General features: G+C 68.0%; 22 protein-coding genes. 12 read left to right on the forward strand and 10 right to left on the reverse strand.

Going from position 1 to position 23557, the window contains the following annotated elements:
- Nucleotides 1-14 precede the first annotated feature (14 nt).
- Both rfbD and J2S45_RS02535 read left to right on the forward strand, forming a co-directional pair.
- Nucleotides 15-866, forward strand: coding sequence for a dTDP-4-dehydrorhamnose reductase (gene rfbD, locus J2S45_RS02530; RefSeq protein WP_307634455.1), 852 nt, complete (start codon nucleotides 15-17; stop codon nucleotides 864-866).
- A 72-nt stretch (nucleotides 867-938) separates the two neighbouring features.
- Nucleotides 939-1919, forward strand: coding sequence for a bile acid:sodium symporter family protein (locus tag J2S45_RS02535; RefSeq protein WP_307634456.1), 981 nt, complete (start codon nucleotides 939-941; stop codon nucleotides 1917-1919).
- Between the two features lie 28 nt (nucleotides 1920-1947).
- Here J2S45_RS02535 and rfbA read toward each other — a convergent pair whose 3' ends face one another.
- The gene (gene rfbA, locus J2S45_RS02540) at nucleotides 1948-2814 is read right to left on the reverse strand and encodes a glucose-1-phosphate thymidylyltransferase RfbA (RefSeq protein ID WP_270974937.1); all 867 of its coding nucleotides are present in this window, start codon (nucleotides 2812-2814) and stop codon (nucleotides 1948-1950) included.
- 66 nt (nucleotides 2815-2880) lie between these two features.
- Between rfbA and J2S45_RS02545 the strand changes: the two genes are divergently transcribed.
- Nucleotides 2881-3879 (forward strand): bile acid:sodium symporter family protein, encoded by a 999-nt coding sequence (locus J2S45_RS02545; protein WP_307634457.1) that lies wholly within the window; start codon nucleotides 2881-2883, stop codon nucleotides 3877-3879.
- Here the strand turns inward: J2S45_RS02545 and J2S45_RS02550 are convergent.
- Both J2S45_RS02550 and J2S45_RS02555 read right to left on the reverse strand, forming a co-directional pair.
- Entirely contained in the window at nucleotides 3876-4496 is a 621-nt protein-coding gene (locus tag J2S45_RS02550) for a TIGR03089 family protein (RefSeq protein ID WP_307634458.1), read from the reverse strand. The two genes, J2S45_RS02545 and J2S45_RS02550, sit on opposite strands and share 4 nt — an antisense overlap.
- Nucleotides 4493-5359 carry an inositol monophosphatase family protein gene (locus tag J2S45_RS02555; RefSeq protein ID WP_307634459.1) on the reverse strand — a complete coding sequence of 289 codons (867 nt, stop codon included), beginning with the start codon at nucleotides 5357-5359 and terminating at the stop codon, nucleotides 4493-4495. The genes J2S45_RS02550 and J2S45_RS02555 overlap by 4 nt, the downstream gene beginning before the upstream one ends.
- A 262-nt stretch (nucleotides 5360-5621) precedes the next feature.
- Here J2S45_RS02555 and J2S45_RS02560 point away from each other — a divergent pair, with 262 nt between their 5' ends.
- The 3 genes from J2S45_RS02560 to J2S45_RS02570 are packed head-to-tail and all read left to right on the forward strand — an operon-like array spanning nucleotide 5622 to nucleotide 10203.
- Nucleotides 5622-5903: a WhiB family transcriptional regulator gene (locus J2S45_RS02560; RefSeq protein WP_296930725.1), complete on the forward strand. Its 282-nt coding sequence runs from the start codon at nucleotides 5622-5624 to the stop codon at nucleotides 5901-5903.
- The gene (locus tag J2S45_RS02565; protein ID WP_307634460.1) at nucleotides 5903-8851 is read left to right on the forward strand and encodes a glycosyltransferase; all 2949 of its coding nucleotides are present in this window, start codon (nucleotides 5903-5905) and stop codon (nucleotides 8849-8851) included. Before J2S45_RS02560 ends, J2S45_RS02565 begins: the two co-directional genes overlap by 1 nt.
- Nucleotides 8848-10203, forward strand: coding sequence for a DUF5719 family protein (locus tag J2S45_RS02570; RefSeq protein ID WP_307634461.1), 1356 nt, complete (start codon nucleotides 8848-8850; stop codon nucleotides 10201-10203). The genes J2S45_RS02565 and J2S45_RS02570 overlap by 4 nt, the downstream gene beginning before the upstream one ends.
- A 39-nt stretch (nucleotides 10204-10242) precedes the next feature.
- Here J2S45_RS02570 and J2S45_RS02575 read toward each other — a convergent pair whose 3' ends face one another.
- On the reverse strand, nucleotides 10243-10656 hold the full coding sequence (locus J2S45_RS02575) for a DUF3499 domain-containing protein (protein WP_307634462.1): 414 nt from the start codon (nucleotides 10654-10656) through the stop codon (nucleotides 10243-10245).
- A 55-nt stretch (nucleotides 10657-10711) separates the two neighbouring features.
- Here J2S45_RS02575 and J2S45_RS02580 point away from each other — a divergent pair, with 55 nt between their 5' ends.
- Nucleotides 10712-11128: a metallopeptidase family protein gene (locus tag J2S45_RS02580; RefSeq protein WP_307634463.1), complete on the forward strand. Its 417-nt coding sequence runs from the start codon at nucleotides 10712-10714 to the stop codon at nucleotides 11126-11128.
- Nucleotides 11129-11141: 13 nt separating this feature from the next.
- Here J2S45_RS02580 and J2S45_RS02585 read toward each other — a convergent pair whose 3' ends face one another.
- On the reverse strand, nucleotides 11142-11972 hold the full coding sequence (locus J2S45_RS02585) for an RDD family protein (protein WP_296930686.1): 831 nt from the start codon (nucleotides 11970-11972) through the stop codon (nucleotides 11142-11144).
- A 49-nt stretch (nucleotides 11973-12021) separates the two neighbouring features.
- Here J2S45_RS02585 and J2S45_RS02590 point away from each other — a divergent pair, with 49 nt between their 5' ends.
- The gene (locus tag J2S45_RS02590) at nucleotides 12022-12984 is read left to right on the forward strand and encodes a stage II sporulation protein M (RefSeq protein WP_307634464.1); all 963 of its coding nucleotides are present in this window, start codon (nucleotides 12022-12024) and stop codon (nucleotides 12982-12984) included.
- Nucleotides 12985-13015: 31 nt separating this feature from the next.
- On the opposite strand, the gene J2S45_RS02595 is transcribed toward J2S45_RS02590, so the two are convergent.
- The 5 genes from J2S45_RS02595 to J2S45_RS02615 are packed head-to-tail and all read right to left on the reverse strand — an operon-like array spanning nucleotide 13016 to nucleotide 18338.
- A complete protein-coding gene (locus J2S45_RS02595; protein WP_307634465.1) occupies nucleotides 13016-14296 on the reverse strand; it encodes a DUF58 domain-containing protein in 1281 nt (426 codons plus the stop codon).
- Complete coding sequence (locus J2S45_RS02600; protein WP_307634466.1) at nucleotides 14296-15420, reverse strand: AAA family ATPase; 1125 nt, start codon at nucleotides 15418-15420, stop codon at nucleotides 14296-14298. The genes J2S45_RS02595 and J2S45_RS02600 overlap by 1 nt, the downstream gene beginning before the upstream one ends.
- On the reverse strand, nucleotides 15410-16513 hold the full coding sequence (locus J2S45_RS02605) for a DUF4350 domain-containing protein (RefSeq protein ID WP_307634467.1): 1104 nt from the start codon (nucleotides 16511-16513) through the stop codon (nucleotides 15410-15412). The genes J2S45_RS02600 and J2S45_RS02605 overlap by 11 nt, the downstream gene beginning before the upstream one ends.
- Nucleotides 16510-17124 carry a DUF4129 domain-containing protein gene (locus tag J2S45_RS02610; protein WP_307634468.1) on the reverse strand — a complete coding sequence of 205 codons (615 nt, stop codon included), beginning with the start codon at nucleotides 17122-17124 and terminating at the stop codon, nucleotides 16510-16512. The genes J2S45_RS02605 and J2S45_RS02610 overlap by 4 nt, the downstream gene beginning before the upstream one ends.
- On the reverse strand, nucleotides 17121-18338 hold the full coding sequence (locus J2S45_RS02615; RefSeq protein WP_307634469.1) for a glycerophosphoryl diester phosphodiesterase membrane domain-containing protein: 1218 nt from the start codon (nucleotides 18336-18338) through the stop codon (nucleotides 17121-17123). Before J2S45_RS02615 ends, J2S45_RS02610 begins: the two co-directional genes overlap by 4 nt.
- A 134-nt stretch (nucleotides 18339-18472) precedes the next feature.
- Between J2S45_RS02615 and mtrA the strand changes: the two genes are divergently transcribed.
- The 4 genes from mtrA (at nucleotide 18473) to J2S45_RS02635 (ending at nucleotide 23452) form a co-directional block, all read left to right on the forward strand.
- Complete coding sequence (mtrA, locus tag J2S45_RS02620; protein ID WP_270974915.1) at nucleotides 18473-19153, forward strand: MtrAB system response regulator MtrA; 681 nt, start codon at nucleotides 18473-18475, stop codon at nucleotides 19151-19153.
- The gene (gene mtrB, locus J2S45_RS02625; RefSeq protein ID WP_270974914.1) at nucleotides 19150-20859 is read left to right on the forward strand and encodes an MtrAB system histidine kinase MtrB; all 1710 of its coding nucleotides are present in this window, start codon (nucleotides 19150-19152) and stop codon (nucleotides 20857-20859) included. The genes mtrA and mtrB overlap by 4 nt, the downstream gene beginning before the upstream one ends.
- Nucleotides 20856-22523 (forward strand): LpqB family beta-propeller domain-containing protein, encoded by a 1668-nt coding sequence (locus J2S45_RS02630; RefSeq protein ID WP_307634470.1) that lies wholly within the window; start codon nucleotides 20856-20858, stop codon nucleotides 22521-22523. The genes mtrB and J2S45_RS02630 overlap by 4 nt, the downstream gene beginning before the upstream one ends.
- Nucleotides 22524-22720: 197 nt before the next feature.
- Nucleotides 22721-23452, forward strand: a complete 732-nt coding sequence (locus tag J2S45_RS02635) for a ComF family protein (protein WP_307634471.1) — start codon at nucleotides 22721-22723, stop codon at nucleotides 23450-23452.
- The last annotated feature ends 105 nt before the right edge of the window (nucleotides 23453-23557 follow it).

Raw genomic sequence — 23557 nt, forward strand, 5'->3', positions numbered from 1 at the left:
AACCAAGGAGAACTATGCACTGGACAGTTATTGGCGCCGCCGGCATGCTCGGCACGGACCTCACGAATATGCTTCACGACCACGGCTACGAGGTCACTGCCCTCGACCGGCCGGAGGTCGATATCACCGATCCGGCATCGGTGGGCGAGCTCGGCGCCACCGACGTGATCGTCAACTGCGCGGCCTTCACCGCCGTCGACCCGGCCGAGGAACATGAGGCCCAGGCCTTCGCCGTCAACGCCGTCGGCCCGCAGCTACTCGCCCGGCGGGCCCGCGAGCTCGGGGCCCGTCTCGTCCAGATCTCCACCGACTACGTCTTCGCCGGCGACGCCGAGGCGCCCTACGCTGAGAGTGCGCCGATCGCGCCGAAGTCCGCCTACGGGCGCACCAAAGCCGCCGGAGAGTGGGCCGTGCGCGCCGAAACTGACGATTACGTGATCGTGCGCACGGCCTGGCTCTACGGCGAACACGGCGCCTGCTTCCCCAAGACGATGGCGCGTCTGTCGGATGCCCACCCGCAGCTGTCGGTGGTCACCGACGAGGTCGGCCAGCCCACCTGGACGCGCGACCTCGCCGATCTCATCATCCGCCTCGTCGAGGCCGACGCTCCCTCCGGCATCTACCACGGCACCGCCTCGGGGCAGACCAACTGGCACGGCTTCACCAAGGAAATCGTGGCCGCCTACGGCAAGGACCCGGCGATCGTGGGGGAGACAACCGCCGCGGCCTTCAACCGGCCCGCGCCTCGGCCGTCGTACTCCGTACTCGCCCACGACTCCCTCGCAGCCATTGGTATCTCCCCCATCGGGGACTGGAAGGAGAGGTGGGAAGTTGCGGCCCCGGCCGTGCTCGCCAACCTCGGCTGACCTCTCGCCTGAAGGTATCCCATCATTCGAGACGGGCGTCTCACGGATGAGGGCGTTCGATAGAACGGAGCTATGAGCCAGCTTCCACAACGCACAGCGGAAGACCGCGCAGCGCTCGTCGCCGTCACCGTCTTCCCTATCCTCGTCATCCTCGCCGCCGTCTGGGCCTTCATGTTCCCCGGCGCGGCCGCCCACGTCTCCCCGCACGTGTCGATCCTGCTGGGCGTCATCATGTTCGGCATGGGCCTGACCCTCACGCTGCCCGACTTTAAGCTGGTCATCGCCCGGCCCTTGCCGGTGTTGCTCGGCGTCCTCGCCCAGTACGTCATCATGCCGCTTGTCGCGATCGCACTGGTGAAGGTGCTCAACCTCCCGCCCGCGATCGCCGTGGGCGTCATCCTCGTGGGCTCGGCCCCGGGCGGGACCTCCTCCAACGTCATCTCCTACCTGGCCAAGGCCGACGTCGCGCTGTCCGTCACCATGACGGCGGTGTCGACGCTCCTGGCCCCGATCATGACCCCGCTACTCGTGCAGTGGCTGGCCGGCACCCTCATGGACATCGACGGCGGGGCGATGGCGATCTCGATCGTCAAGACCGTGCTGGTTCCCGTGCTGGGCGGCCTGGTCCTGCGCCTCCTTGTGCCGCAGATAATCGACAAGATCCTGCCCGTGCTGCCCTGGGTCTCCACCTTGGGCATCTGCGCCGTGGTGATCGGAGTGATCCCCGGATCGGCGGAGGCATTCGCCACCGCGGGCGCGATCATCTTCGCCGCCGTCATCCTCCACAACCTGCTCGGCTACCTGCTGGGCTACGTGGTGACCAAGCTCTTTGGCTTCGACTCCCGGGTGGCGCGCACGGTCTCCGTGGAGGTCGGGATGCAGAACTCCGGCCTAGCCGCGACCCTCGCCCGCGGCTACTTCACCCCCGAGACGGCACTACCCGCCGTCATCTTCTCGGTGTGGCACAACCTCTCGGGCGCCTTCCTGTCGATGTTCTACCGCCGCTCAGCCGAGCGTGCTGCGCCCGCCCGCCCGGCGGGCCAGCCCGCATAGCCCGGCGAGCACCCCCGCGGCTGGCGGCTCAGCGCTGGTCGATGAGGTTGAGCAGGTACTTGCCGTAGCCCGACTTGACGAGCGGCTCGGCGCGGCGGCGCAGGCCGTCGTCGTCGATGAAGCCCATCCGCCAGGCGACCTCCTCCGGCGAGCCGACCTTCAGCCCCTGGCGCGCCTCCACGGTGCGCACGTAGGCGCTGGCGTCGGCGAGCGAATCGAAAGTGCCGGTGTCGAGCCAGGCGGTGCCGCGCGGCAGCACCTCCACGGAGAGCTTGCCGGCCTCCAGGTAGACCTTGTTGACGTCGGTGATCTCGTACTCGCCACGGGCCGACGGGGTGAGGTTCTTTGCGATTTCCACCACGTCGTTGTCGTAGAAGTACAGGCCGGGCACCGCGTAGTTCGACTTCGGCTTGGCGGGCTTTTCCTCGATGGACAGCGCCCGGAAGTGCTCGTCGAACTCGACGACGCCGTAGCGCTCCGGATCCGTCACGTGGTAGGCGAAGACGGCCCCGCCGTCGGGGTCGATGTTGCGACGCAGGCGCGTGCCCATGCCGGGGCCGTAGAAGATGTTGTCGCCGAGGATGAGGCTGGCGGCGTCGTTGCCGATGAAGTCCGCGCCGAGCACGAAGGCCTGGGCGAGCCCGTTGGGCACCTCCTGCACCGTAAAGGACAGGTTGATGCCGAACTGTGAACCGTCGCCGAGGAGGCGATGGAACTGCGGGGCATCCGCGGGGGTAGTGATGATAAGGATGTCGGATATGCCCGCGAGCATGAGGGTGCTCATGGGGTAGTAGATCATCGGTTTGTCGTAGACAGGCACCAGCTGCTTGGACGTGCCGAGGGTGATCGGATGAAGACGAGTGCCGGAGCCTCCGGCCAAGACGATTCCACGCATGGGTCTATTGTGTCCTACATTAGTTGTCTGTTGGGCGACAAATGACGACAAATCGAAAGAGAGATCATGTCCAATCGCAAAGAGGACCGCTCCGCGCTCATCGCGGTGACAGTTTTTCCGGCCATCATCGTCGCGGGAGCGGTGTGGGCCTACATCTTCCCGGCCACGGCCTCCCACCTCACCCCCTTCATCTCTCCCGGCCTGGGCTTCATCATGTTCACGATGGGTCTGACCCTCACGCTCGCCGACTTCAAGCGCGTGGCCGAGCGCCCGCTCGCCGTCCTCATCGGCGTGGCCGCCCAGTACCTCATCATGCCGCTGATGGCGATCGTCATCGTGAAGGTCCTCGGCCTGCCCCAGGGCCTGGCCATCGGCTTTATTCTGCTCGGCTGCGCGCCGGGCGGCACCGCCTCGAATGTGGTGGCCTACCTGGCCAAGGCCGACGTCGCGCTCTCGGTCACGCTCACCACCGTCTCCACGCTGGTCGCCCCGATCTTCACCCCCTTGCTCGTGCAGTGGCTGGCCGGCGCGCTCACCGATATCGACGGCGGCGCGATGGCGATCTACATCCTGAAGACCGTTGTCGTTCCGGTGGTCGGCGGCGTGGTGCTACGCCTGCTCATCCCGAAGGCCGTGGACCGCGTGCTACCCGTTCTGCCGTGGATCTCCACCCTTGGCATCTCCGCCGTGGTCGCGGCCCTCATCCCCGGCTCGGCCGCGGCGATCGCGAGCGCAGCCGGCGTGGTGCTCGTGGCTGTGATCATGCACAACCTGGCCGGCCTGCTCATCGGGTACTGGGCCGCCCGGGCCACGGGGTGTAGCCCGCGCGTGGCGCGCACCGTCTGCATCGAGGTGGGCATGCAGAACTCCGGCCTGGCGGCCACGCTGGGCAAGACCCACTTCGCCGCCACCCCGGAGGCCGCCCTTCCCGGCGTCATTTTCTCGGTGTGGCACAACGTCTCCGGCTCGCTGCTTTCCCTCTACTTCCGCCGCCGCGCCGAGGTTGAGCGGGCGCAGGGCCGGGGAGGGGAGGGTGCGGCTCGGGCGCGGGCCGGTCGGCGCTAGAGGATCCTCGCCCGCTGCGCCGCGGCGATCCGTTCCGGGTCGCCCTCGCCCACGACGACGAGGCTCGCGCCTCCCGCGCAGGCCGCCAGTAGTGCCCGGGTCGCCTCAGCGACGGTGGGTCTAAACAGCAGACTCGGCTCGGCGATTACCAGCGTCCCGCGCGCCCGCTCCACGTTGTCCGTGTCCTCGGCCAGCACGAGGGAATCGGGCTGACCCATGACGTCGGCCGAGCCGTCCGCCACGCCCTGCGGCAGATCGCCGTCCCAGGCGAAGGCGAAAGAATCCAGGTTGAGGGCGATGACCTCGGCCGCGCTCGCCCCGGCGTGAGCCTCGGGTCGGTTCGTGACGACGACGTCGGCGCCGGCCGCGCCGGCGTCGCGAATCCGTCCACCGGCGACGAGGGCGCCTAGCGCCCAGGTAAGCGTCTTCCAGTGCAGTGGCAGGTCGAGCAGGACGGGGGCCCCGGGCTCGAGGCCGACCTCATCGGAGAGGTAGTTGGCAACCTTGGCGACGTGATTGGCGAGTACCTTGCCGGACAGCTCGACCCGCCCGTCGGCGTCGTACCAGGTGAGCGCGGGGGCGGTGCCGTGGGCGAGGAGGGAGGCGAGCAGGCTCATGCCGTGCCCCCGAAGTAGTGGGTCTGAAGGTCTTGGGGTTTAACGCAGCCGATGGCGTCAAGGCAGAGCTGCAGGGAGGCGGCGCTCCCGGCGGCGGCGTAGCTGGGGCTGTCGTAGACGGAGGTGTTGGTGGAGCGGTCGTCGCGCACGCCCACGATTTGCCCGCCGGCGGCCGTGACGAGGGCTATGCCTGCGCCGATGTCCCACGGCTGGGTGCCCATCCCCAGGCAAGCACCGAACGTGCCCTCGGCGACCCCGGCCAGGTGCAGGGCGGTCGAACCCAGGCGGCGCATCGACTTCGACCCCTCGAGCAGGAGCCGGTAGCCGCGGGCGGCGCCCTCCTGGTCGGCGACTCGTTCGGAGGGAAAGTTGGCGGCGAACAGGCAACGGTGCGGAGGCTGATCGTTGACGCGTATCGGTTCGCCGTTGCGGTAGGCGCCCGTGTCGTCGGCGAGGTAGAGCAGGTCGAGTGTGGGCTGGTAGATGACACCGGCCACAACCTGTCCGCCGCGGAGCGCGGCAATGGAGATACACCAGTACAGCAAGCCGGAGGTAAAGTTCGACGTGCCGTCAATGGGGTCAACCAGCCACACGACGTCGTCGGGCCCGGGAGTGGCGGGGGAGCCGTCGGCGTCGATGACGCGGCCCTCCTCCTCGCCGAGCAGAAGCGAGCCGGGCAGGCCCTCGAAAAGGATCGCGCGGATCGCGGCCTCGGCGCGGCGGTCGTGAACCGTGACCGGGTCGTGGAAGTTGCGCTTGTATTCGACCGGGCCGGGGTTCTTGAAGGCCTCGAGCAGGTCGGGGGCGACCGCGCGGGCGGCGCGCTGGCTAAGTTGGGCAAGATCACAGGGGCGAGGTGTCATGGCACCATCGTCGCACGAATCCGGGCGCGAGTGCTGGCGAGGGCCGCGAGGAGGAACCGCAATGTCTCACATTTGCCCGAAGAAAACGCGCTCAACACGCCGATGGCCGTTTCAAAGTGAGAAAAGCGCCTTGACTTTGGGTGGTTACACCGATGTAATTTAACCAGATAAGTATTGAACGGAGGACCACATGAGGCAGTCGAAAGCGGCGCCGCTCCACACCGCCCATGTTGCGGACGATCCTCAACTGGCGCAACGGCTGATGCAGGGAATCTTTGACCTTGGCTACGGCTTTGCTCAGGACGCGGACCTGTCGTGGATGGAAGAGGCGCTGTGCGCGCAGACGGATCCCGACATCTTCTATCCGGAAAAGGGTGGGTCCACCGCGCCGGCCACATCGATCTGCAAGAACTGCTCCGTGCGGGCCGAGTGCCTCGAGTACGCCGTGACGAACGACATCCGCCACGGGATCTGGGGCGGCACCTCGGATAACGACCGCAAGCGGATGGCTCGCGAGCGTAAGGCAGCGCGCGGAGGGCGCTAGTGGATAGCGTCACGCGTGAGAAAGTCACGGCGATCGTGGTGTGCCACGGCCGTGACCTTTCTTTTTTCTCCCAGACCCTGGCGGGGTTGAGGGAGCAGGTTCACCATCCGGATCACATCGTGGTCGCGGTGCCGAGCCTCGATTCCCCCTACGTCCAGCCGGTGCACGCCGAGCTTGACCCGGACGGCGAACGCATCCACCTCGTCCACGCGAGGGGCAAGAACCTCGCCCAGATCCTCTCCGGCCTGGAGTTTTTCGACGCCGACTGGCTGTGGATCCTCCACGCCGACTCCCGCCCCGAGCCCGCCGCGCTCGATACACTGCTACGCACGGGCGAGGGCTCGAACCGCATCGGCGTCGTCGGTCCCAAGCAGATCGCGTGGGAGGACGCCGACTCCCCGGTCCTGCTCGAGGTGGGCATCCGCGCTACACGCAGCGCACGCCGCGTGCCCGAGGTGGAGGAAGGCGAGCGCGACCAGGGCCAGTACGACTCGCGCACCGACGTGCTCGCGGTGGGGACTGCCGGGGCCCTCGTCCGGCGCTCCGTGTGGGACGCCCTGGGCGGTCTCGACCCGTTCCTCGGCCCCTTCGGCGATGGCCTCGAGTTTTCCCGGCGTGTCCGGCGCGCCGGCTATCGCGTGGTGGTCGCCCCGGCCGCCGTGGTCCGCCACGCCCGTTCCGGGCTCGGCACCACCCCCGAGCGCACCTACGCCCGGCGTCGTTCCGCCCAGATCTACAACTCCCTGCTTGCGGCGCCGGCGGCCCTCGTAGCGCTCTACGTGTTCGGATACCTCCTGCTCGCCCTCCCGCGCGCGCTCGCCCGGCTGGTCACGAAGGAGACGGCCCTCGCTTGGGCCGAGCTCGGCGCCGGGGCCCGCGTCGTGACGATGCTCGACGACGTCGTGCGCGGGCGGCGCCGGATCGCGAAGGTGGCGACCGTGGGGGCGGACGTCCTCGCCCCGCTCGAGGCCAAAGCAGCTGACATTCGCTCTGCCCGCCGCGAATCGCGCAGGTCGGCTAGGGAGGCCAAGATCCTTGCCGAGCAGCCCGACCCGCTGACGATCAAGGCCCGCGCGGACCTCGCCCGCCACACTCGGCGCGGCGCCATCCTCACGCTCGCGCTGACCACGCTGTTCGCCCTCGTCTTCTTTTTGCCCCTCTTTTCCGCGGGCGTCCTGTCGGGCGGCGGGCTCGCCGCCGACACCACCGACGCCCCCACCCTGGCTCGCCTCATATGGTCGGGCTGGCTCGACTCCGGCTCCGGTCACGCCTACGCCATCGACCCCCTATGGGTGGTCATGTTGCCCTTCCTCGCCCTCGGATACCCGTTCGGGTTGACCCTGGGTGCGCTCGCCACCGGCATGGTCTACCTCGCCATCCCGATCGGCGCCGCCTTCGGCTACCTCGCCGCCGGGCGGATCAGCGCCTCGTGGGTGGTGCGGACCGTGGCGGCGCTCGCCTGGGTGGTGGCGCCCCCGTTCCTCGCCTCGCTCGCCGGCGGGCAGATCGGCGCCGTCGTCGTCCACGTGACCCTGCCGATAGCGCTTTTCGGCGTGGTGGGGGCGTGGCGCGGCTCGGCGCGTAGCCTCGGCCTGCTCTCCCTGGCCTTCGGCGTGCTCGCCGCGGCCACCCCCTTCTTCGCGATTGCCGCTGTTGGCCTCGGCGCGATCGGCTTCGCGGGGCGCAAGGGCCAGCGCAAGCGCTGGCTGTGGGTGCCCGTCCCGGCGCTCCTCTTACTGGCGCCCTCCCTGGCGAGCTTCACCCCCGGGCTGCTATTCGCCCAGCCGGGCGTGCCGACGGGCGCAGCCCCCGCCCTGTCCTTGGTCGGCCACCTTCGCGCGGACCCCGTTCTGCTCATCGCCGTCGCGGCCGTGGTCGGGGCTGGCGCTCTGGCACTGTTGCGCCTACACCGGCGCTGGTGGATCCGCCTGGGCTGGCTTATCCTCGCCGCCGGGCTTGGGCTGGCCGCACTGGCCCCGACCCTCGCCGTGGGCTATCGGCTTGCGGCCGGCGGATACGAGACCGTGGAGGGCTCGCCCATGGTGGGCTACTCGATTGCCTGGCTCGGCGCGTGGATCGCGATCCTGTGCGGCTCGCACGGCCTACGCACCGCGATGCGCCGCCGCAGCTTTGGGCTGACCCAGGTGGCGGGCGGGCTCGTCATGGTCGCCCTGCCGATCGCCGTTCTCGCCGCGGGCGGGCGAGGATTGCAAACAGTGTGGGAGGAGGAACCCGTGCTCGGCGCGAATGCCCCCGCCCTCCCGGCCCTCGCCGTGGAGGCGGAGGCGGCGGGCGAGCGCGTCCTCGCCCTGACCCCGACCTCCACCGGCGTCAGCGCGCAGGTGTGGCGTGGGCAGGGCATAGAGCTGCATGAATACACCATGGCGCGCGGGCAGGATATCGAGCCAGACGAGGCCGACGCCGCGCTCGCAGACGTCGTGGCGGGCCTTGCCCGAGGATCCGGCGACGCCGCACAGCTTTCCGACCACGCCATCGCCATCGTGCTCGTCCCGCCCGCGGGGCAGGGTGAGTCCCCCGAGTTCCGGGGCCAACTGATCGGCCGCCTCCACACGGCGACGGGCCTGCAATACGTGACCTCCGGCGAAGCCGGGACCTTCTGGCGCGTGACCGAGTCGGCAGGGCGCGCGCGAGCGGGTCAGGTGCTTGCCTCCGGCGTCGTGGGTGCGCGTGGCGAGGCGAGCGGTCCGGCCACCCTTACCCTCGCGGAACGCGCCGACCCCCACTGGGTCGCCACGCTGGACGGCGAGGAGCTCGCCCCCGTCCAAGCCGGCTGGGCTCAGGCCTGGCAGCTCACGGGCTCGGGGAAGGTGACTATCGACTACGTGGATCCCCTTGGCCGCGGGCTGGTCCTCGCCCAGTTCGCCGCGCTCCTGGCAAGCCTGATTACGTCGCTGCCGTTGCGCCGGCGGGTGGGAGGTATCGAATGAAGAAGACACTCGGGGCGCTCGTGACCGGAATTGGTGTGCTGGCCCTCGCAGCGGGTGCGGGGATAGCGACGGCGACGCCGTGGGCCCAGCCCGCCCAACCCCGCACCGTTGCGGCGCCGCAGGGGCAGACCGGCCCACGACCGGCCAGCCTCCTGTGCTACGCCAGCGCCCGCAGCGCCGACACGGGCGGCATCAACGCGGTCGACGTCGACGAGCGCAAGAGCAGCTGGGCCGGCGTCTTCTCCGATGCCGCCGCCACCTTCGACGGCAAGGCCTTCACCGGCGCGCTTCCGCAGCAGCTGCTGGTGAGCGGGGCGGCAGTGGGCGTGGCGAGCGGGGAGGGCGTGATTGCGGGCGCCTCCATCCAGACCGCCGAGGCCGGCGATTCGCGCGGCCTGATCGCGGCACCATGCGAGTGGCCGACCAACACGGTTTGGCTGGTCGGCGGGGCGAGCGGGGTTGGCAACTGGTCCACGCTCATGGTCCGCAACGCCTCGGCCACCGCTACCACGATCAACATCGACGTCTACTCTTCAACCGGCCGGCTCGAGATCCAGGGCCTGACCTCCCTCTCCCTTGAGGCTGGCGGCGAGGCCACCCGCGACCTGACCGGCCTTATCCCCGACGACCCTCGTATCGCCATCCGGCTGTCCTCCGAGACGGGCTCCTTCGTTGCCGCCATGCAGGTTCTCCAACTCGACGGCGTCACGCCAGCCGGCATCGACATGGTCACCGACTCGTCCGCCGGCACCGACGTGGTCATCCCCGGCGTCGTCATCAGCGACTCAGGCGCCGCCTCCCTCCGCGTCGTCAACCCCCACGACGAGCCCACCACCGTCTCCGTCACCACCTTGGGCAAAGAGGAAAGTCCTCTCGAGGGCGCCCAGGGCGTGGAGGTGGCGCCGCAGTCCGTCCTCGACCTCTCGCTCGCCGGCCTTGCTCCCGGTTCCTACGCCTTCCGCGTCAGTGCGAACGACGACGTCGCGGCGGGCGTGTCGCTCACCCGCACCGACAACGACGGCGCCGACGTCGCCTGGCTGGCCGCCCGCGAACCCGTCACCCGTGGAGGCATCTCCGCGGGCCCACACGAGGGCACCCTGGTGCTCAGCGGAAGCGGGCAGGTGAACTGGAGGAGCTACGATTCAGAGGGCCGGGAGCTGGATAACCAGACCCTGACGGTCGACAAGATCGCCAGCGTTGAGATCCCGGCCGAGGCCTACTACGTCACGGTCGAGGCGCGCGAGCCGATGTATGGCGCCGCGCTGCTTCACACGGAGACGGGCGTCGCCTGGCTCGCGCTGACCCAGGATTCAACCTCCAGCCAATCTGTCCGGCTCACCGTCGCCAACTAGGCAACTAGACAGTGAGAGACCGAGGCGAGGCGGGCGCGGCTACTGGGCATCTTCACCCTCGTCTTCACCCTCGTCCTCCCCACCGTCGATGACGGTCAGGCGCGGGCGCGGGTGGGGCCGGGTGGAGACGTCGGCCGCGGGTCTGCGGATCTCGCGCTGGGCCGGCGTCGGTGGCGGCACATCGCGGCGGGATGCCTCCCGGATGGCGTCGGCAAGGGCGAGCAGGTCGTCAGTGGAGGGCGGCGCCTCCTCGAACTCCGTTTGGAGGCGAACCATCTGCCAGCCAACCGGCGCGGTGACGTGGTTGGCGTGCTCCTTACACAGGTCGAAAGCGCCCTGCAACGGGACGGGCGAGAGCGGGCCGATGACGGCCGTGGCTTCGCGGTAGCCGTACGTCATGGTGGCGACGGCTGGCTGCTTGCAACCGACGCGGGAACACTTTCGAAGACTCACGCCTCTACCTTAGTCTCATCCCCGCCGGATGCGGCAGAAGGGTTAGGGTAGGGTCATGTCCTTTCCCCGATCTGCCCGACGCCGCGACCGCCATGGGCGCGGCCCGCGCGGCCCAATCCTGCCCGCGTCCGTCCCGGCCTGGCGCACCCGCGCCGACGAGTTCGACGACCTCCTCGCCTGGGAGCTCGGCGGCTACCGGCGGGTGCTGGGGGAGAGGATGGACCGCTTTGATTTCGCGGTCATAGACGTGCCCGGCCAGGACCCGGCCCCCTGGGAGGATGGGGTGCCGCTCGCGCGCTTCCTGCCCTTCGAGCGGCCCGCGAAGATCCACGGCCGGCTCATCTTCTACCGCATGCCGATCCTCGAACAGATGCGCCGCGAGCCCGACGCCCGCATCTTCATCCACGACGTCGTGACCAGCCAGCTCGCCAGCGCCCTCGACTGCTACCCGGAGGACATCGACTACTATTAGCCGCGCGCTGGTCTCAGCGTTGCGCCCAGGCGGCCTCGTCGAGGCCGTAGGGAATCTCCGCCACCCGCGTGCCAAGCCGCTGGCGCCGCTCGGCGGCCTCCGCGAAACGGCGCCGCTCGACGTCGTAGCGGATGACAGTCAAAGCCTCGATAAAGGCCTCGGCGGGGGTGCCCCACGGGGGCGGGGGAGCGACGTACTTCTCGCACGCGGCGGCGAGCGCCCGCGCCTGGGCCTGGCGGGCCTGCGCGGTCAGGCGATCGCGACCCTTGAGGAAGTCCGCCACGTTGAGCGACAGGCCGGTGGGCAGGGCGCGCGTCTGGGCGATCTGGGCCCACCCGGCCAGCTCGCGCGGCATCGACGCCCGGGGCTCCCAGGTGCTGCGGGAGGGCCATCGTACGACGTACGTGCCGGCCAGCATGTCGCCGAGCCGTTGGCTGTTTTTCGTGACGAACGAGGCCACCGTGGCAATGAGGCCCAAGGTGCCGATAACCTCGAGGATCCCGGCCGTGGCCCGGATGAAAGCCTGGTTCGCGGTGATCGTGCCGCCGTCGAGGCGAACTACGCGTGTGCGGGTGGCGAGCTTTCCCAACGAACGCCCGTTGGAGGAGGCAGTAACCAGCGCGGGCACCAGCCAGAAGAAGATCGCTGTCGCGCTCACGATCAGCGTGCCCACCTGGGCTCCGTTGAGGTCGGGGAAGGTGGAGGCGAGGCTAAAAATGAGGGCCGTGTAGGCGATGGTGAGCAGCCCGTAGTCGATGAGGCCGCTGACGATGCGCGAAAGCACTGTCGCCGCCGGAAGCTCGAGTTCGACTCCCTCGCCTGTGATGATGCTGTGTTCTGCCACGCTTTAAGCCTACCTTCATCGCTGGCCGCATTTGTGGCACCCTTGGAGTGTGGAGAGTCTAGCTTTTGCCAAAGCGCACCAAGCCCAGTGGGAGCGCCTCGACGAATTGACGGCCAAGCCGCGCCTGTCCGGCTCCGAGGCCGACGAATTCGTGCGCCTCTACCAGGCCTCCGCCGCACACCTGGCCACCGTGCGCACCCAGGCCCCCGACCCCGACCTGATCCTCACCCTCTCTGCCACCGTCGGCGCCGCCAGGGCCCGGCTGACCGAGATCCGCGGGGCGAACCTGCGCTCGCTTGGCCGCGCCATCACCTCCACCCTTCCGCACGCCTTCTACAGGATCCGCTGGTGGGTGCACGCCGTAGGGCTCGCCTTCGTCCTGATCTGTGCGATGGTGATGATTTACTTCCGGCTCAACCCCAACGAGATCTTTCAGCTCGGTTCCTACGAGTACCTGCGGCAGTACGCGGATGAGGCCTTCGCCGCCTACTACCGCGAATTCTCCGGCGCCCAGTTCGGCGCAATGGTGTGGACGAACAACGCCTGGATCGCGCTTCAGGCTGTCGGGGGCGGCATCACGGGCATTTTCCCCATCTACGTGATCGGTCAAAACGCCGTGGGCGTGGGGCAGGCCGGCGCGATCCTCGACTACTTCGGCGCGCTACCGGTGTTCTTCCAGCTCATCGGACCCCACGGCTTGCTCGAGTTGACGGCCATCTTCGTGGCCGGGGCCGCCGGCCTTAAGCTGTTCTGGACGTTGCTCGTCCCCGGCGATAGGCCGCGCCTGCAGGCGCTCGCCGCGGAAGGCAAGCAGGCGATGTTCGTCGCCCTCGGCCTCGTGGGCGTGTTGTTCGTGTCGGCCCTCGTGGAAGGCTTCGTGACGCCCTCCTACCTCCACTGGGGCGTCAAGATCGCCATCGGCGCCGGGGTCCTGCTCGCCTTCTGGACCTGGGTCTACGCCTTCGGGCGCGGCGAGACCAGGGACGAGACACCGATTCGGTACGCCGCCTAGCGCCGCAACGCTGGTCCGGGCGGCCGGCGGGCTAGAGCAGGCCGCGGGCCTTGAGGTTCATATAGGTGTCGACCACCGCCACCGGCAGGCGCTCCGCGTCCCCGCGCACCACCTTCGCGCCGGCGCTTTCGAGCGAGCGGGCGAGGTTGTTCGCCTCAAGCTCGGAGCGTTCGTGGGCAGCGCGTTCATAGATGGCGTCGATGCCGTTCGCCGGCGCCGGCTCGTCGGGGTGGACGGCAGCGATGAGTACGGTATGGGTGCGCTTGAGAGTGGGCAGGACGTCGACCAGGCCGGAGGACAGAGTGCCCCCGCCCATCGTCGTCGCGATGACCACGAAGGCCGGGCGCTTGGAAATCTGGGAGATGTAGAGCGGCAAGGAGGCCCAGTCGGTGGCGTTAAGAGTCGGTTCGATGTCGGCCAGGGTTTGGGCTACCTTATGCGTTATCGTTTTCGTGCGTTCGGCCGCGAGACGTGCCCGCAGCGTGTTGTCGACCGCGATGACGGACACGCGATCACCGGCCCGCTGAGCGATCGCCGACTGCAGGAGCGCCACCTCGATGAACGCGTCGAAGGCGGGTACGTCCGCCACGCGCAGGGCGCCTCCGCGGCCGGCGTCGAGGACGACGACGACGTGCCTGTCCCGCTCGGGTCGCCACGTTCGCACCAGGGTCTCGCCTAGGCGAGCGGTCGAGCGCCAGTCGATGGCCCGGACGTCGTCACCGGCCACGTATTCGCGCAGGGAATCGAACTCGGTGCCCTCGCCGCGGGTGAGCAGGAGGGCGCGCCCGTCGAGCTCGCGTAACTGGCGCACCCGGGACGGGATATGGCGGCGGGAGACGAAGGGTGGCAGAACGTGGATCTGCCAGGAGGTGGGAGCCGACTTTTGCCGGCCGGCCAAACCGAGCGGGCCGAAGGTGCGGATCGTCAGCGCCGAGGAATGGATGGTGCCGCGCCGGTCGGGGCGACGCGTGGCATCGAAGCTGGTCTCACTGCGCGCAGGCAGGGCGAAGGCGTGGCGGGTGGGGGAAACATTCGCCGATGGCGGCCACGCGTCCCGCAACACACCCGAGATCCGGCGCCCGGAAGGGTTGGAGAGTGTGATGGTCGCGTGGGTCTCGTCGCCCACGCGCACCGAATCCTCCCCGTCGTGATCGGCCACGAGGAGCGCAGGATTGGGCGCGAGCGCGGCGTCGGCGAGCACGACCAGAGCGAGGATGATGCTCACCAGCAGCGCGACGCCGGCGTCGCGGGTCACCACCGCAAGCACGATGCCCAGGGCGGAACAGACGACGGCGGGAAGGCGGATAAACATCAGCGCGGCACCGGCACCGAGGCGAGGATCGACTCAATGACCGAGCGGGGACCGACCCCGTCGAGTTCGGCCTCGGCATGCAACTGGATGCGGTGGGTGAGGGTGGGCACGGCGAGAGCCTTGACGTCGTCGGGCGTGACGTAGCTACGCCCAGTCAGCCACGCCCACGCCCGCGATCCGTGAAGGAGCGCGGTGGCACCGCGCGGCGAGACGCCGAGGGAGACGGCGGGCGAGACGCGGGTAGCGCGCACGAGGTCAACGATGTAGTCCAGCACCCGGGTGCTCACCTCAACGTCTGCCACCTCCTCGCGCGCCCGGCGCACGTCCTCCGCGCCGGCGACCGCCTCGATATTGGCGGTGCGCAGGTCGGCTGGATCGAAGTCGCCGGCGTGGCGGCGCAGGATCTCCACCTCGACCTCGCGCGGGGGCAGCGGCAGGGTCGTTTTGAGCATGAAACGGTCCAGCTGGGCCTCCGGGAGCGGATAGGTGCCCTCATATTCGACCGGGTTTTGCGTGGCGACCACCATGAAAGGATCGGCAAGCGTGCGCGGTTCGCCGTCCACCGACACCTGGCGTTCGGCCATCGCCTCAAGGAGAGCCGCCTGGGTCTTGGGCGGGGTGCGGTTGATTTCATCAGCGATGAGGAGGTTTGTGAAGACCGGCCCAGGCCGGAAGGAGAATTCTCCGGTGGAGGAGCTGTAGATCAGTGAACCCGTGAGGTCGCCCGGCATGAGGTCCGGGGTGAACTGGACGCGCTTGGCGTCCAGGTCGAGGGACGCGGCCAGCGAGCGAACCAGCAGCGTCTTCGCGGTGCCGGGCACGCCTTCGAGGAGCACGTGGCCATCGCACAGGAGCCCGATGAGCACCGAGGTGACCGCGTGGTCCTGGCCCACGATCGCCTTGGCGATCTCGACGCGGATCCTGCGGAACTTCTCCGCCGCGTCCGACTGTGCCGGTGCTTCCTCGGCCGGCTGGGTGATGGGCGGGCGGAAGCTCTCCGCACTGTGCCCCGGCACCTGGTTGCCGCCCTGGGGCTGGGGTTGGTAGCCGCCCTGGGGGTGGGGCTGGTAGCCGCCCTGGGGCTGGGCCGGGTTCTGACCCGGGCGCGTGAAGTCAGCGGTCATTGATTTCCCTTTCGAATTCTTTGAGCTGGTCTGCCAGCCTGGACAGGTCGGCGTCGGATGTGATGGGGCGGGAGTAGAGGAGGTCATCAACCTCGGCCGGGCCGCGCCCGCTTGCCTGGGCGAGTACGTCCACGACGACGTCGCGCGGCGAAGTCGGACTCAGGCGCCCGCGCGCTACCCGGGAGATGGCGCCGGCGCGCAACGAGTTGGCGGCGTGGGCGGTGGCACGCCCACGGTGGTAGAGCTGGCCGCGCCCGGCGTCGGCCTCCGAGGCAGGAACGATGACGGGCATGGGCTCGGCCACGAGCTTGCCGAAGCGGCGCCCGCGGTAGAAGGCCCACCAGCCGGCACTCAGTGCGAGGCCGGCGAGGAGCGGGAAGAACCACGATGGCAGGCCCGCCCACTGCGGCGTGTCCTGGTCTTGGCTCTCCCAGTAGTCTCCCCCAACCCACAGCAGTCGGGGCTGGGTGCCGAGCTTGCGCAGGGCGAAGGCGGCGTTACCGTGGTCAGCGAGGTAATCGTTGGTGAGAAAGGCCGGGTCCGGGATGTAGGAGATTCTCGGGTTGGAGGTGAGTTGCACCCAGCCGTAGCCGCCGAGCTGAGGGAAGCAGCCGAGCACGTCCTGGGTCCGGGCTGGCGTGAAGGTGGCCGAGACCGGGCTGATCCCGCGCGCCTCGTCGGCGTCTGGATCGTTGCACGCCGCGGCAAGCGGGATTGGCGGGAAGGAGTTCGTGTAACCGTCGAAGCCGAAGTCCTCCGCGTGGAAGGAGTTCCCGAGGACGACGATGGTCGCCCGGGTTTCGATCAAGGCTTGGGTCACCTCGGTGGGGGCGGAGAAATTGGGGTCGATGACGATCGTGGTGTCGGCCTCCGCGAGATCCTCGGCCTCGGCGACGCCCGCCTGCGTGACCTTGACGCCATGATCGCCTAGGATCTGCGCGAGCGCGCGCGTGCCGTCGCCGGCCGTGGAAGTGGGCGAGTATGGTTCTCCCTCCTGGGGAATGTCCACGAAGGCGATGACGGCGACGGCGAGGAGGGCGATGATCGCCAGAACGAGGCTACTACGAGACGTCTTGCGCGGGCTCACGCTCATGCGACCGCCTCGCTGGAGGAGACCACGTATTGGAGTTCGCGGGTGGATTCGAGATCCGCGGCGGTGGCGTGGCGGTGCCAGTAGTAGACGTCGTCGAACAGTTGCGCGCAGGCAGAGAACGCCTCCACGTGCCCGAGCTTAAGCGAGCCCTCCTGAGCGGCCTCTTGGGCTGTCATGCCCGGAAACGCATGGATGAGGTCGCGTTCATCGAGCAGGCGCATGATGGCGCGGAAACGTTCGACGACGGCGAGGTCAAGATCGCCGACCTGCTCGGCGCGGTCGGCAGCCATGAAGAGAACGACCGCCGTGCGGTCGTCATCGAAGAGCTGCTTGCGCTGCCGGGCGGCGGGCGCGCTGGTTGCCCGTGAATGATGGACGGCGAAGAAGATGACGGCGATGACGAGGAGGACAAGCACGACAATGACGGTGAGGTTTCCCGCCCCGCCTTCGCCGGGGGAAAGTTGACTGGTGACGGTGGTGAGCCGCTCGAAGATCCACTGGATGAATCGTTCGAGCAGATTCGGAGAGTGATCGTACATCGCCTTCGACAGCTCGGTCTGGGCCAGCTGCTGGGCGGTGTCCGCATCCGGGGTGAACGGAACGAAGGTCACTTCTCGGTGTCTCCGTACCACTGCGGGCGGCCGTCCCAGCCCTCGGGGTTCGACTGCTGTGTGCCGTTGGCGTCGCCCGTCTGGTTGTAGCCGCCCGTCTGGCCGTACTGGCCGTAGCTCTGGTCGAAGGCATTTTGCCCGTAGCCCGGCTGCGGGTATCCGGCTTGCTGACCATACCCGCCCTGGTCGAAAGCGTTGCCGCCCACCTGGCCCGCGCCCATCTGAGTGGCTGCCCCAGCCCCATAGAGGAATTCCTGGTGGAAGTTCTCCCGCTTCATGCGCATGTTGACGTAGATAAGGTTGATGATCGCCATCGAAATGGGCACCAGAAGGGCCGACATCAGCAGGGAGAAAATAATGGAACCCAGCGTGCCCATCGTGGCGCTGACGCTGCCCGTGACTGGATCAAAAGCGGTGCTGGCAGTCAGCGTGAAGACGATGCCGAGGATTGTGGTCAGGACGATGGAGATGATGGCGAGCGAGACGAACATGCCCAGGAAGTAGCCCAGCGACCCCTTGGTCAGCCTCCAGGAGCGTGCCAGGCCCTCGAACGGGCCGAGATCCTCGGCTACCATGGCGGGCGGGGCCACGGTGAAACGGTAGAAGGCGAAGAACAGGAAGGCGATGTAGGCGACCACCAGCACGATCAAGTTGGCGATGAGGAATCCCGCCCCCGAATCCGAACCGAAGGCCGCGAAGATCACCGTGCTAAACCCGATGGCGAAAATGAAGATTGCCACCGTGATCGCCACGACAGCGATCAGGGCAAAGCCGAGCATACGCAACCCGATCCGCCCCAGGCCATCCTTGGCGAGCGCGAAGGTCTGGGAGAGGCTGAGCTTCTGCCCGCGTACGGAAGCCAACGTCACCCGCGTGCCCGCCACAATCACCAGGAGATTGGCGACGAAGGTAATGAAGAGGCTGAGGAAAATGTAGACGTTGTTCACGTCCCCCGGATCGAAGGACAGCGACTGCCCGAGCGCCAGTGCCAGCAGCACGTCGATTGCGGAGACGACGAGGTTGACAACGATCGGGAACACGATGAAAGGCCCGGGGTTGAAACGGAGAAGGCGCATGGCCGCGTCGAGCGTTTCGCCTACCGAAAGCGGGTGCATCGGAATGACGGTGCGCCATGGATCGGTACGCTGGTGGATCAAAGGCTGATCGTCGCCATACTGGCCGTAGAGAGGACCTGGGAAATCGGATGTCGACATCGCTTCACCTTTCATGTGCTTACGTAACAAATCTACCCGATCGCTCCGACATATTTTTAGGGTGCCCACCGTCGCGGTAGTTCATATCTCAGCTGATATCATGTCTACAAACACGCCGACAGAGGGTAGAGGCTATGGCAACGCGCATTCTAGTGGTTGATGACGATCCCGCGATCTCGGAGATGGTGGCGATCCTGCTGGAAACCGAGGGCTACGTCGTGTCAGCATGCGCCCACGGCGATTCCGTCCTACCCCTATTCCGGGCAGAGCACCCGGACCTCATCCTCCTTGACGTCATGCTTCCGGGCATGGACGGCGTGTCGGTGGCTCGCGCGCTGCGCGACGAGTCGGACGTACCGATCATCATGATGAGCGCCAAGACGGACTCGGTGGACGTCATCGCGGGCCTCGAGGCCGGCGCGGACGACTACGTGACCAAGCCCTTCGAAAACTCCGTGCTGCTCGCGCGCGTCAAGGCATGCCTGCGCCGCCAAGAGCCCGAGTCGGAGACGCTGAAGATTGCCGACCTGTCGATCGACCTCAAGGCGCACGAGGTACGCCGTGACGGCAAGCCGCTTCACTTGACCCCGCTCGAGTTTGATTTGCTTTCTGTGCTCGCCCGCAAACCCTTCCAGGTCTTCACCCGTGAGGAGCTCCTCGAACAGGTGTGGGGCTACCGTCACCCCTCGGATACGCGCCTGGTCAACGTCCATATCCAGCGCCTGCGCTCGAAGGTCGAAAAGGACCCGGAGAACCCTGAGGTTGTCCTCACCGTTCGTGGCGTGGGCTACCGCGCCGGGACCACGAGCCGGTGAGCGCGCAAGTTAGCGAGCGCATCTCCGCATCCGTCCGGCGCCTCGATTACATCCGTGAGCGCTGGTATTCCTCGCTCAGCCTTCGCGTGGTATCGCTTATCGTGTTGGCAGGAATCGGCGGCATTATCATCATGGGCATGGCGATCTCGAGCCAGGTGCGTTCTTCAGTGTTTGATAACGCGGTCACGACGAACGTGGAGCAGTTTTCCACCGACGTCCAGCTTGCCCAGGATCGCTTTACCGCTTCGGCTCCGACGGCGGGTCGTTCCCAAGAGGTGGCCAACCAGTTGGTGTCCTCGATGTATGACCCCTCCCGCGGCCTGCTGGGCGCGGTGCTGATCCGGACGCCGAATCAGGAGGCGTTGCCCACCCAGATCTTTGAACCGGCTACGGCGTCGGCCACCCAGGTGCGATCGCTGGTCTCGGATGAGCTTCGTCAGATGGTGACGGCGGGTGGGCAGATCGGCTGGCAGTCGGTGAGCGTCCCCTCCGATAAGCGGTCGATTCCCGGCATCGTGGTGGGCACGACGATCGACATCCGCGGCTCCGGTAGCTACGAGCTGTACGCCGCATACTCCCTAGACAGCCAGCAGTCCCTCATCGACACCACCGTGAAAGTGATGTGGATTTCGATAGCCATCCTCCTCACGATCCTCGGCGCGGTGAGCTGGGGGGTGACCCGCTGGGTGCTGACCCCGGTGCGGGCGGCATCGCAGGGCGCCCGCCAGCTGGCGGACGGTGAGTTCGACACCCGGATGGAGGTGCGCGGCTCGGACGAGATCGCGCAGCTGGCGGAGTCCTTTAACCAGATGGCCGAGTCGCTCGAGACGCAGTTTACTCAGATGGAGCGCATTTCCAAGGTGCAAACCGAGTTCGTCTCGGCCGTGTCCCACGAGCTTCGCTCCCCGGTGACCACTGTCCGCATGGCCGGCCAGCTTATCTACGACCACCGCGAGGAACTGCCGAGCGGGCTCAAGCGCGCGGCCGAGTTGCAGTACAACCAGCTACTCAACCTCGACGCCACGCTTGCCGACCTGCTCGAAATCTCCCGCTACGACGCCGGCGGCATGACCCTCGCCACCGAGCCCGCCGACGTCGGCTCGCTCGTTGCGGACGTCATCGAGGCGGCCGATCCGCTCGCCGTCTCCAACGGGGTGAAGGTCACCTACGAGGCTACGGGCGACACGATGGCCGAGATCGAGCCACGACGCGTTCGGCGAGTCGCCCGTAACCTGCTGGTCAACGCGCTTGAGCATGCGGAGGGCAACCCGGTCAACGTCGTCGTGGCAGCGAACGACACGGCGGTGGCTGTGCGGGTCCAGGACCACGGGGTGGGGATGTCGCCCGAGCAGATCAGCCACGTCTTCGACCGATTCTGGCGGGCCGACTCCTCCCGCGTGCGCAAGTCCGGCGGCACCGGCCTGGGGCTCACGATTGCCCGCGAGGACGCCCAGATCCATGGCGGCACCATCGAGGTGGCCGGCGAACTAGGTGTGGGGTCCACCTTCCTCTTCACCCTGCCCAAGGTGCCCCACGACAGCTTCGTCGCGCCGCTCGCTCTCGAGGCGCCCCAGCCGTTGCCGGAGGAAGACGCCCCGGAGGTCCCGGAGCAGACGGCGAATGGCCCGTTCGACGTCGTCGTCGAAGACGATCCCGACGCCGCGGCTGAGCTTCGCCTGGATGTCAAGAGTCAGGAGGAGTCGTGAAGAAGCTGGCGATCGTCCTCGTGATGCTCGTCTTGGCGGGCTGTGCCAGCCTGCCAACCTCGGGCGCGCCGCAGCAAGTTGAGCGACCCTCCAACGCCAGCGGCGCCGTGGTGCTCGACCCGCAGGGGCCCACGCCGGGATCGACGCCGGAGGCACTCGTGTCGGACTTCTTGCGGGCCGCGGCCGCGGGCCTGTCCGGCGACTTCTCGGTGGCCCGCCAGTTCCTCACCCCCGAGGCCGCAGCGCGCTGGAATCCGAGCACCGAGGTCCGCATCTACCAGGACGCCCAGAATCCGTCGATCTCCTCCACCCGCACGGGAGCGATCCGGGTCAGCGCCGCGGCGCTCGCCACTTTGGACGAAAACGGGCGTTACACCGAGGCCGCGCCGGACGCCATCCTCAACTCCGAATTCTCCCTCACGCGTGACGCGAAGGGAGAGTGGCGCATCGCCGTCCTCGACCAGGGCGTGGTGGTGCCCAGTTCGGTCTTCGCTTCCCTGTACAGCGAGACGACCATCTACTTCCTTACCCCGGACCGCGGCGCCCTCGTCCCCGAGGCCCGCTGGTACCTGACCGCCACCCAGGCCACGAGCGCGGTCCAGGCGCTCCTGCAGGGACCGTCGTCGTGGCTCTCGCCGGCCGCACACTCGGCCATCCCCTCCGAGGCGAGCCTCACCCAGCGCGGCGTTCGCGTCACCGACGGCGTGGCACAGGTCGACCTGAGCTCCGAGGTCGCCTCCATGGCGGCGTCGGACATGATGGCCATGGAGGCGCAGATCTCCGGGACGCTCCTCAACCTTCCCGGTATCCAGGACGTCAAGCTGACCTCGGGAGGCGCCGAGCTTGAGTTCCCCTCCAAGATCGACCTCAGCCCCTACCCTTACGCCACCTACACACTCGCCGGCCTAGCAAACGGTTCACCCGCCACCGTCAGTGGCGGCGAGGTGAGCGTGGAGGGCTCCGGCGGAAGCCTCGGGCTCACGATGCTCGCCACCTCCTACAACGAGCCCGTCACCAGGGGCGCCGCGCTCGGCAACGGCGGGAAGGGCCTGTACTCCGTCTTCTTCGACGGTTCGGCGCCGGTGCAGATCGCCAGCGGGAACAAGCTGGTGGGGCCCTCGATCGATTCACGCGGCTGGGTGTGGTCCGGCGAGGCGGCCTCGAAGGGCGAGCTGATCGCGGTCGACCTTGCCTCGGGGGACTCGAAACGTCTCTCCGTGCCCTACCTGCAGGGGCTCAATGTTCGCAGCCTGGCCGTCTCGCGTGAGGGTTCACGGATGGCGATCGTCACCGACCAAAAGGGTGAGGTTCAGCTGAACGCAGTTTCCATCCTGCGCGACGCCAGCGGCACCCCCATCGAGATCGGCGCGCCGGTGCGCTTCGGACAGTCGCTCGTGGATATCACGGACGTGGCGTGGGTCAGCGAGGTGCGCCTCGCAGCAGTGGGGCGGCAGTCGACGTCGTCAACCAGCTCCATCCACGTGGTCGGCATTGGCACCCCGACGACGTCGCTCGCGGCCGTCGACAACGTGGTGAACCTGACGGCCGGGCGCGGCACTGACACGATCGTCATACAGGACGACACGAATCGGCTGTTCTCCTACGACGGCGCGGGCTGGCGGCTCATCGCCGAGGGGGTTGCTTCCCCCGCGCTCCCGGGCTGACCCTGGGTGGCGCCGGGTTGCTGGCGGGTAGGGGCCGGACGCTCATCGGCGCACCACGCGAGACCGGCGGACTCAATAACAACCCACACACTCAACTAGGAAGAGCCAGTTTTCCACAGTCCGCCTTGCGGGGTCGCGACCCCGCTTTTGCGTCGCGCCGGGGACAGTGGCAGGCGGCGCCGGGGCAGAATGGGGCCATGCAACGGCTAGAAGAACAATGGAACGAATTCCTCGACCTGCTCTACCCGCGCTGGTGTGCCGGCTGTGGGCAGTGGGACGAAGACCTGTGCCCGCGCTGCCGCGCGGAGTTTTCCGGGTGGGAAGACGTGACGGAGCACCTGCCCTACCTCAGCCGCGCAGGCGAGGAGCACGCCGAATTCCCGGTCTTTGCGCTCGCGAGCTACACGGGCGCGGCGGCGGGTGCGATCGTGGCGTGGAAGAACATGGCCGATCGCCGAATGGACCGTGCCTTTAGCGAGGTGGTTCGAGCCCATCCACCGCCCGAGCTGGCCGCCACGCTGGTCGTGCCCGCGCCCTCTGTGCGGCACCGCGCCCGCCAGGGCCGATTCGTGGCAGGAGTGATTGCGCGGGCGGTGGCGCAGATGTACGGCGTCGAGGTGGCAAACGTGCTGCGGCGTCGCCGGGAGCCGCGCGGGCTGGGGGACCTTTGGCCTGGCGTTCGTGGGCGTGCCTCGCTGCGCGCCCGCGGGGCCAAATCCCGCGCGATCACGGCCGTGACGGCGAACCTGGAGGGCGCGGACGTGATCCTGGTCGACGACGTCGTGACCACCGGCGCCACGCTGGCGGGGGCTTCGCGCGCAGTGAAATCGCGTTCAGGCACGGTACGCGGCGCTTTCGTGCTCGCGGCGGCAAAAGATCCCCGCGATTTACGTGCAAGAGGTCACACCGAGCCCTTTCGGGCCGTATAATAAGTACATCCAGTTTCTTTACGTGAACAGGAGAAATATCAGGAAAGGAGGCGAGGCAGTCGCCTGCAGAGGCAGGCATGGTTTCTGGGTCATTCCCACTTTCGA

It is taken from the genome of Trueperella abortisuis, assembly GCF_030811095.1.
GTDB classification, from domain to species: domain Bacteria; phylum Actinomycetota; class Actinomycetes; order Actinomycetales; family Actinomycetaceae; genus Trueperella; species Trueperella abortisuis.